Annotated in this window: 2 protein-coding genes and 1 pseudogene; all 3 read right to left on the bottom strand. The window is 64.5% G+C overall.

Annotated features, from left to right (window positions below; all coding sequences use genetic code 11):
- Nucleotides 1-610: 610 nt before the first annotated feature.
- Entirely contained in the window at nt 611-931 is a 321-nt protein-coding gene (locus tag AC630_RS42005; RefSeq protein ID WP_074124318.1) for a YqfO family protein, read from the bottom strand.
- Nucleotides 932-964: 33 nt separating this feature from the next.
- Nucleotides 965-1414, bottom strand: a complete 450-nt coding sequence (locus AC630_RS47665) for a hypothetical protein (protein WP_245330670.1) — start codon at nt 1412-1414, stop codon at nt 965-967.
- 136 nt (nt 1415-1550) lie between these two features.
- Nucleotides 1551-2414 (bottom strand): annotated as a pseudogene (locus AC630_RS41995) (RgsD C-terminal domain-containing protein); the annotation flags it as partial.

Genomic DNA, 2414 nt, shown 5'->3' with positions numbered 1-2414 from the left:
TTGCGCTACAATGCACAGCGGGAAACAGGGCAACCGGAAGCATCCCGGCCTTCCCTGCGCAGTGGTTGGAACGGCTTATGTCGCGCTCTCCCCGGGGAGCGATGCACTATTGCCCCCGTCGCCTCGCGGATGGCCGATGCGCGCGGTCCGGTCGGGCCGCAACATCACCGCAAGATTTGGCGCACAGACTCCGGGCGCCAGGACCACACGATTTGGCCGTACGTGGACCACACCGGTCGTGTGCGCGAGGTCTCCGCTCACAGTCGCCTGCCCTGCGAAGCCACTCGCGCCGATGTGGCCCACGTCCACCGCCGTCCGGCCCGCGTGTCGTGACGATCGCGATGCGCCCCTCTTCCTCGGGCCGGGATGAGGTGACAGATACGCCGTTTCCGAAATTCGGTAAAGCGGAATGTTTTTGTTGGCGTGCGTTGACCGATGGTTTGGGTGTTTTGCCCGTCGGGCAGCGCAAGGGCTTGTAGATGGGGTAACGGGTCCCTGAGGCCTTCAACCAAGCCGCGCGACGCGCGCATCAAACAGCGCCGTAGCTAGCGCGGCTTGGTTGAAGGCCTCAGGGAGCCCGTTACCCCATCTACGGGACGAGGCGTTAGAGCTAGCCGATCGCCTCGAGCGGATAGACGTCGATCGCGGGCTCTTCATAGGGATGCGCACTTCGGATCGCCGCGATCACTGCGGCGAGCTTCTCGGCTGCGCAGACGGTCTCGATGCGCTCTTCCTCGACCGCCTCGAGCCGTCCGACCTCGCCGATCGAGGGACTGGCACCGGCATCAGGCCTGAAGCGGCCAATGCCTTTCACCGTGAAGCTGCAATAGGAGTAATTGCCGATCACGCCGGCGCCGGCATCGCCCATCGCCTGCCGCACGCGATCGCCGTCAGACACCGGAACGAAGACGACGATCTTGCAATGCTTCATCGCGGCCTCCTCGCAGTGCATGCGCAGCCGCGGCTAGTCCTCGCTCGAGGCCGCCGAGCGATTGCGCAAATAGGCCTGCGACAACAGGAAAAATAATGCGCGCTCGCCATGATATTTGGCGGACGGCCGGGTGCGCTCGAAGCCATCGGCAAATATCTTGCCGGACTGGTCGCACACCTGCCATCGCCAGCCAAACCGCTTACGCCTGGTGAGGATCACTTCGAACATGCCGACGGGCTTGGTCCCCTGCTCCTGCCGGTCTCGCAAGGCATACGCACCTGCTCCGGCGTCCCCCGTTAGATGGATGCCCGACATATAACCCAGCAGGATGGAAAGAGAATAAAATTGATTATCGGAAATACGTATCTTGCACCGGCTGTCACGATGTCGCGACGCCTCTGGAATAAGGCGCTGCTGCCGGTGTTTCTTCACGCCCCAAAGCGCCGCCTCGTCGCGCCGACACAGGTATTCAAAGCAGAACACAGAGCGTGAGCATCTGTTCACTTGTACACACAATCGCAGAGGTAACAGGAGATAGCACGATCGTGCGCCGGATGAGAATTATTGTGCCGGACGTGAAGTCCGACGCCTGACCGCATGCGGCATCGCCGCGGAGGCGCTAGCGCGCGACGACTTCGACTTCGCCGTCGACGCCGTTGACGACGTTGAAGCCGCGCTCGTAGACCTTGCCCTCGTTCTTGGCGATGGCGCGGTATTCGCCTTCGGAGAGCACGACGCGCGGGAAGGCGCCGATCGATTCCTTGATGACGTCGCCGCCGGGGGTCAGCACCGACCAGGCGGTGTTGGCGAGAGCCTCGCCCCCCCCTGTCGCTGACGAGCTTCAGCGTGATGACCGCGGCGCGGTGCGTGATGGTGACGTCGGTGAGCTTGCCGGCCTGGACGCGGATGTCCGAGCGCACCACCGAATTGGCGTCGCCATAGTTGGAGATGATGTAGTAGGTGCCCTCCGGCAGCAGCACGACGTCGCCGGCGGAGACGTTCGGCACCAGCGAGGCGCGCTCGCCGGACTCGAACTGGCTGCCCTTGTAGATCGCGAACGAGATCTGGTTCTGCGGAATGCGGCTGGTGCCGACGCGGCCCTCGATGCGCAGGCCGCCGGCCGGCAGCACGAAGGATTCACGGTCGGTCTCGCCCTTCAGGCTGACGGTGCGCACCGCGCTGACGAGGCCGAAGGCGACGTGCACGACGTAATTGCCGGGCGGTAGCACGATATTGGGCGTGGCATTCCGATCCTCACGGATCAGCTTGAAGGTGCCGTTCTCGTCGGGACGGTCGGCGAACACGCGCCAGACCAGGCCGCTGGTGATCGGGGGTGTGTCCTTGCCGTATTTGGCGGTGAGCGACAGCACAGCCTGTCCGGGCACGGCCGCGTTGAGTGGCGCGGCCGGCGGCACGGTCGTGACCGCAGGCGGCGGCATGCTGGGCGTCACCGGCTGCATCAGGGTCGGCGGCAGGCTGGGGG

This window comes from Bradyrhizobium sp. AS23.2, assembly GCF_001908185.1.
Taxonomy (GTDB): Bacteria; Pseudomonadota; Alphaproteobacteria; order Rhizobiales; family Xanthobacteraceae; genus Bradyrhizobium.
The sequence above is the reverse complement of the archived record's forward strand: the minus strand, read 5'-3'. Positions and strand labels throughout refer to the sequence as shown.